We start from the raw sequence: 6,816 nt of genomic DNA, 5'->3' as shown, positions 1-6,816 counted from the left end.
TAAAAAGAATATTCAACGGAACAAACCGAAGCAGAAGCCTACAATTATCAAATAAAGAAACAAAACTCAAAAATACAATCCACAACATCTATCGATCAACTCAAATTCAATAAAAATGAGGATTTCTACAAAGCCAAAATAATAAAATTACATCCTATTTTTTAATGAGATTTATTTCATAGTTAACGAACAAATATTACTTGTCAAATGCTCTCACACTAACAAAATATCTATGAAATACTAAAGTAAACATTAAGATGACAAACATTGGGGAAATTAATTATTATTTACAAAAGTCTCCAATAAAAATATCAAAAAATATATAATAAAAAACTCCAAAAGTCTCCAATAAAAATATCAAAAAATATATAATAAAAAACTCCAAAAGTATATAATAAAAATATCAAAAAGTCTCCAATAAAATAATAAGTTGATTGAAATGGAAAGAAAATACTTAAAGCGTTACATGGATGATGATTTAGAAAGATACCTTAGAATGATTGGTGCAGTATTAATAGTTGGGCCAAAATGGTGTGGAAAAACTACAACTGCAGAAAGACATGCCAAAAGTGTGATAAAATTACAAGACCCTAAACGAAAAGAAACATATAAAATATGGGCAGAATTTGATCCTAACAGATTATTAGAAGGTAATAAACCTAAACTAATTGATGAATGGCAGATGGCACCTATTCTATGGGATGCAGTCCGAAATAGTGTTGATGAAATAGGTGGTGAAGGATTATACATCCTAACAGGTTCAACTGTAGTTGATGAATCAAAAATAATGCATTCAGGCACTGGAAGAATACACAGAGTCCTAATGAGACCAATGAGCCTATATGAAAGTCTAGAATCAAATGGTAAGATATCATTAATGGAATTATTCGATAATCCTAATTTAGATATTAATGGAATAACTTCTGATTTGACAATTGACAAGTTAATATTTGCTGCATGCAGAGGCGGATGGCCAGAATCTGTTGTGAAAAAAGATAAAGAAGCACAATTATTTGTTGCCAAATCATATGTTCAAAATATATGTAATACAGATATTTCCGCAATTGATGGAGTTAAAAGAAATCCTGATAAAGTAAGAAGCCTCCTAAAATCCCTTGCAAGAAATAATTCAACACTCGTTAATGATAAAACAATAATGGCAGACATTAATGTAAATGAAAAAATAAGTAATGGAACATATTACTCTTATATCAAAGCATTGAAAGACTTATTCGTCATAGAAGAGATAAAAGGATGGTCCCCAGACATCAAATCAAAAACTTCCATGAGATCAAGAAACAAAAAAATATTTATAGACCCTTCAATCGCAATTGCCTCATTAAAAATGAGTCCTGAATCATGTGCTGATGATTTATTATTATTTGGATTTTTATTTGAAAACCTCTGCATTAGGGATTTAAGCATTTATACAAGTCCCCTAGATGGAAATATATATTACTACCATGACAAATCAGATATTGAAATTGACTGCGTAGTACATTTAAATGATAATAGATATGCATTAATTGAATGTAAATTAGGTAGTGAAAAAATTGATGAAGGTGCAAAAAACTTATTGAAAATCAACAAATTAATAGAAAAAAATTATAAACTAAATAATCCAAGTTTTTTAGCTGTTTTAACGGGAGGAGAAGTTGCATATACTCGCCCAGATGGTGTTAAAGTAATTCCGATAGGATGTCTAAAACAATAATCATTGCCTAAATTAATTTCTGTTGATAATCAATATAACATTGCTCATTGACATCAACAACACATCATCTTTAACTTCCCCAATCAGCAATGGGAATTAGGATTATGCAATTTATGATTATATCATACAAACAATGAATAAAATCAAAATTTAATAATTTAGCCAACACTCAAAGCATTAAAAAAAAAAGCAAATGAGAGATGGCCTCTCATTGTTTTTTAATATTATTGTTTTTTATCCGCAGCGTTATAATTAACATAGCTGCTAACACGATGGCTAATCCATACATTACGGTTGCCATTGCATTCTGAATAATTATATCTGCAGTATTCACAACAATACTATCTTGTCCCTCTATAGTGTCTAATTTTTGGAAGTAGTCATAGACCTCCTGATGGAATTGTTCATCTCCTGAATAATCAGGCGCATAGGTATCGACTGCAGTACTAATACCGCCCATAACTCCAAGAATTAGAATTATTCCAATGATTGCTGTACCCAATGAGGAACCTAATGTCTCACCAGTTGTAATAATACCAGATGCATTATTTTGGCCTTCAGCAGGAACATCGAATAATGCAACATCCGCTGCTAAAGCCATCATAAAACCAATACCTGTCCCAAGTAAAAACTGCCCAGGAATTAAATCCAGCATATTTACATTTAATTTAAATTGATAACTTAAAATCAAACATCCTACAATAGATATTATACATCCTATTGCCATGAGTGTCTTGTGATTCAGTTTTCCTATTAGATTTGGAGCGGTCAATGAAAAAATAAACAAAGCCATAACAAATGGAAGTGAAGCCAAACCAGTATCGAATGGATTTAACTGCAATACACTTTGGAAAAACAGAACCATTACAAAAAATGTTCCTGATATTACAATATTATATAATAACTTAATAGATGTACCTATACGCAAATTTTTGTCTCTAAATAATTCAACATCAAGCAATGGCACCTTGCCTGACCTTTTTCTTTTGAGTTCAAACCATATAAAGATTGCTAAGACTATCAATCCCAAAATTATCTCAATTATGCTGGTAGCAACATCATTAGTCAGAGTCAAAATACCAAGCACAAGCAAAAGAAGACATATACCGGAAAATATAGCACCAATAATATCAAGATCGCTTTTAGATTCAGTAGGCTTAAAATCAGGTATTTTATTTTGCATTACTAAAATAAATAAAATGAATATTAATTCAAATGCGAAAGTGTATCTCCAGCTGAAAAAAGTTGTAATAAGCCCACCAAGGAGCGGAGCTAAAATATCTGCAAGTCCTGCCATTACCCCGAGAGTTGCCAAAGCAATTGTACGCTTTCTGCCGGAATATATTCCGCTTATTATTGAAACTATGGCAGGCAGCATTAATGCCGCAGCAACACCTTTAATCGCTGCCCATCCGACAAAAAACATTGTAACACTTGAACTTAATACTGCAGCAAATATTCCTATACCAAAAAGTGCAGCACCAATTACAAACAGTTTCTTTTTACCAACTATGTCCTGAAGTTTGGTACTGAACAGTATAAACGCAGCAGTGATAAGAGTACAAAACGACACAATCATTTGAATAGTACTAACATCAGCATTCAAATCAACAACAATTCGAGAAATGCTAACATTCATGAAGAAAGAGTCCAACACTATAATAAATGAAGCACAAGCCACAACTATTAACGGAAACCACGAATTTTCGTTAGCCTTTTCATTCATACTTATTAATCCTCCAACATATTATCTTAAAAAATATTTTAACATTCAAACTTAAACATGAACTTAATTTTATATTTGCTTTCCAAACGATTAAATTTTTGGATGGAATTTTTACATAATACTGCAAGAACACCACAATTCTGTAAGATTGATTTTCAAATGCATTCTATGAACATCAAATATCAAAGGCCTAACTAAAAACTACATCAATCTAGTTTGAGCATCAATATAGCTAGGTTCATTAACTTCTTTTACAACATCCCCATCTTTAACATCCCCAATCAGCAAGGGTGAATCAGGATTATGAAGCCTGAAATTCATTTTAACAGACTTAGTCGAGAAATTTGCATAACAGTATTTGCATCCATGAAGGCAAGTGTTATATGCTCCAATATCCCTTCCGAATATGCAATCACAATCTCGAATTCTGTATTTTCCCTTAGGAATCTTTAAATTATTCCCAATTGCCTTTTCAATAACTTGCTTGGTCATGCATCCGGATGAGTCAAATCCAAACTGGTCAAGCAATGTTCCTTCAACACATGTTTTCATTTGGATATCATATTTTTTAGCTATTCTAGAAAACTCATCACCAATTATTAGCCGCTCTTCAGTTGTAACCTCACAAGCATCCGGAAAATTCCTTAAAACCTTTGCATATAAATCAATGAAACTAATTGTGCAGTCATTAGTGAAATCTGACAATGGGGATGCCAACTCTTCAAACATATCAATATGAAAATCCAAATCATACTTTTCGGTTATGAAAATCGGATCATATCTCCAAGAGACTTTATTAACTCCCAAAGTTTGTGAAAGTTCCTTAAACGATTTTATAACCCTTTTAAAACTAGGAACATTGCGTTCAATGTCCTTTCCGTAAGGCGTTATCGTAACAAACCAAAACTGATTGAAATCATTTAATTTATCCAAATTCCTAAGTAACGGCTTTGGATTTTTAGTGCAAAAGCACAAGCAGTCGACAATCTTGGAGTCCAATGGATACCTATAGATATCCTCATTATAGGGATTTCTAGTGCAGACAAAACCCTCATCTATTCTATTTAAAAACCAGTCACTAAAAAAAGCGGGAATGTCAGTTCTTGAGCCTGTATTAATTATCATGAAAAAAAAGAAAAAGTAAAAGAGATTTATAAATCTCTTCCGAAAATATGCACTGCTGCAGTACCTCCGGTACCTCCAATGTTGTGAGTCATACCGATTTCTGCACCATCCACTTGACGTCCGCCGGCTTCCCCTCTAAGCTGCCATACGATTTCAGCAGCCTGGGCAATGCCTGTAGCACCCAATGGGTGTCCACGTGCCTTGAGACCACCTGATGAGTTAATTGGGAAATCACCATCGATTTCTGTTTGACCTTCTTCAATAGCAATTCCGCCCTTACCTTTCTCAACAAAGCCCAAGTCTTCAACTGCCAAAAGTCCGTTGATTGAAAAACAGTCATGCACTTCTGTCACGTCAATGTCTTTTATGTCTACTCCTGCCATTTCATAAGCCTTTCTGGAAGCTACTTTGGTGGATTCAATGGTGGTAATGTCTTTTCTATCATGTAATGTTAATGTTCCAGAAGCCTGTGCAGAAGCTCTTACATAAATTGGAGTGTCTGTGTATTCCTTGGCCTTTTCAGCAGGCACCATCACAATGGCTGCTGCCCCATCAGTGACTGGAGAACAATCGAGCAATGTCAATGGGTCTGCCACCATGGTTGAATTTATAACTTTGTCCACTGTGATTTCAAATGGGAACTGCGCATTTGGGTTTTTGGATGCGTTCTTGTGGTTTACAACTGAAAATTGCGCCAGCTGCTCACGGGTAGTGCCGTATTCATGCATGTGCCTTTTTGCAATCATTGCATATAATGACGGGAATGTAGCCCCTTGCTGTGCTTCCCATTCCTGGTCTGAAGCGGTGGCAATAGCCGGAGTGGCATCGACAACATCTGTCATTTTTTCAACACCTGCAGAAATCACCACATCATGAAAACCGGATGCGACTGCCATGATTCCCTGCCTTAGGGCCAATCCACCGGAAGCGCAGGCAGCTTCAACCCTTGTGGTTGGAACCGGATTAAGACCCACGTGGTCGGAAATAAGTGCGGCAATGTGTTCCTGTTCTACGAATAGTCCTGAAGACATGTTCCCCACAAACATCGCTTCAATATCATTACCATCAATTTCAGCATCAACCAAAGCTTTTATACCTGCTTCAGCAATCAAATCCCTAAATGAAGAATCCCATAATTCACCAAATTTGGTTTGTGAAACTCCTATAATCGCAACATCTCTCATATTTAAGCCCCCTTACATTTTAATTTTGCCCTTGAATTTAGCATAAACAGCATAATCAACGTATGTCTTATCATCGATTATTTCCTGTGTTTTTGGAGCCAATTCTCTACGTTCGACAATTTCATCTTTTACTGTTATTGTAAATCCGTCACTTCCCGCACCTGATCCGTATGAGATGACAAATATTTTATCTCCAGGATTAGCGACATCCAGAATATTGGACAATGCCAAAGGCACAGCGCCGGAATAAGTGTTTCCAATATTAGGAGTTAAAAGACCCTGTTTTATCTGTTCGGATGTGAATCCTAATTTTTTACCAGCCCTTAGGTAAAACTTACCGTTAGGTTGGTGGAAACAAGCGTAATCATAATCTTCAGGTTTTGAATCAGTTTCATCAAACAGCATTTTGGCCGCACTTAAAACATGCTTGAAGTAAGCAGGCTCTCCTGTAAAACGGCCTCCATGAGACGGATAGTCCTGACCTTCCCTTCTGTAGAAGTCAGGAGTGTCTGTTGTGAAACTGCATGTGTGATCTATATCAGCTATTGTGTTGTCCTTACCTATTACATAAGCTGCACCGCCTGCAGATGCAGTGTATTCAAGAGCATCTCCAGGTGCACCCTGTGAAGTATCAGCACCAATAGCCAATCCATATTCTATCATTCCAGACTCGACAAGACCCATATTCATTTGAATTCCTGCTGTTCCTGCCTTACAGGCGAATTCCAAATCGGCAGCAGTCAATTTTGGAGTTGCGCAAACAGCTTCGGCAACAATGGAAGCTGTTGGCTTTACTGCATAAGGATGTGATTCGGAACCAACATAAACAGCACCTATCTTGCTTGGGTCAATTTGAGCTCTTGCTAGAGCATATCTAGCAGCAGTAACTGCAATAGTTGCAGTATCTTCATCAGCAGAAGGAACGGATTTTTCATTAACAACCAATCCATTTGACAAAGCCACAGGGTCATCACCCCATACCTTTGCAATTTCCTCTACCTTAATTCTATATGATGGCACATGTGCCCCATATCCTACTATTCCTACCATTAAATCACCTTAAATAA

Annotated in this window: 5 protein-coding genes; 1 reads left to right on the top strand and 4 read right to left on the bottom strand. The window is 35.7% G+C overall.

The window, feature by feature from the left end:
- Window positions 1-439: 439 nt before the first annotated feature.
- Window positions 440-1,714, top strand: a complete 1,275-nt coding sequence (locus IJE64_RS09100; protein ID WP_292785042.1) for an ATP-binding protein — start codon at window positions 440-442, stop codon at window positions 1,712-1,714.
- Window positions 1,715-1,922: 208 nt separating this feature from the next.
- On the opposite strand, the gene IJE64_RS09095 is transcribed toward IJE64_RS09100, so the two are convergent.
- From IJE64_RS09095 to IJE64_RS09080, 4 genes are all read right to left on the bottom strand, one after another.
- Window positions 1,923-3,440, bottom strand: a complete 1,518-nt coding sequence (locus tag IJE64_RS09095; protein ID WP_292785040.1) for an MFS transporter — start codon at window positions 3,438-3,440, stop codon at window positions 1,923-1,925.
- A 201-nt stretch (window positions 3,441-3,641) separates the two neighbouring features.
- Window positions 3,642-4,565: a DUF1848 domain-containing protein gene (locus IJE64_RS09090; RefSeq protein WP_292785038.1), complete on the bottom strand. Its 924-nt coding sequence runs from the start codon at window positions 4,563-4,565 to the stop codon at window positions 3,642-3,644.
- Between the two features lie 26 nt (window positions 4,566-4,591).
- A complete protein-coding gene (locus tag IJE64_RS09085; RefSeq protein WP_292785036.1) occupies window positions 4,592-5,749 on the bottom strand; it encodes a thiolase domain-containing protein in 1,158 nt (385 codons plus the stop codon).
- 12 nt (window positions 5,750-5,761) lie between these two features.
- The gene (locus tag IJE64_RS09080) at window positions 5,762-6,799 is read right to left on the bottom strand and encodes a hydroxymethylglutaryl-CoA synthase (protein WP_292785034.1); all 1,038 of its coding nucleotides are present in this window, start codon (window positions 6,797-6,799) and stop codon (window positions 5,762-5,764) included.
- Window positions 6,800-6,816 lie beyond the last annotated feature (17 nt).

The organism is Methanobrevibacter sp., from assembly GCF_017409525.1.
In the GTDB taxonomy this organism is placed as follows: domain Archaea; phylum Methanobacteriota; class Methanobacteria; order Methanobacteriales; family Methanobacteriaceae; genus Methanocatella.
The sequence above is the reverse complement of the archived record's forward strand: the minus strand, read 5'-3'. Positions and strand labels throughout refer to the sequence as shown.

Coding starts and splice junctions, on each gene's coding strand:
- IJE64_RS09100 (WP_292785042.1), top strand. CDS start 440: ATGGAAAGAAAATACTTAAAGCGTTACATGGATGATGATTTAGAAAGA.
- IJE64_RS09095 (WP_292785040.1), bottom strand. CDS start 3,440: ATGAATGAAAAGGCTAACGAAAATTCGTGGTTTCCGTTAATAGTTGTG.
- IJE64_RS09090 (WP_292785038.1), bottom strand. CDS start 4,565: ATGATAATTAATACAGGCTCAAGAACTGACATTCCCGCTTTTTTTAGT.
- IJE64_RS09085 (WP_292785036.1), bottom strand. CDS start 5,749: ATGAGAGATGTTGCGATTATAGGAGTTTCACAAACCAAATTTGGTGAA.
- IJE64_RS09080 (WP_292785034.1), bottom strand. CDS start 6,799: ATGGTAGGAATAGTAGGATATGGGGCACATGTGCCATCATATAGAATT.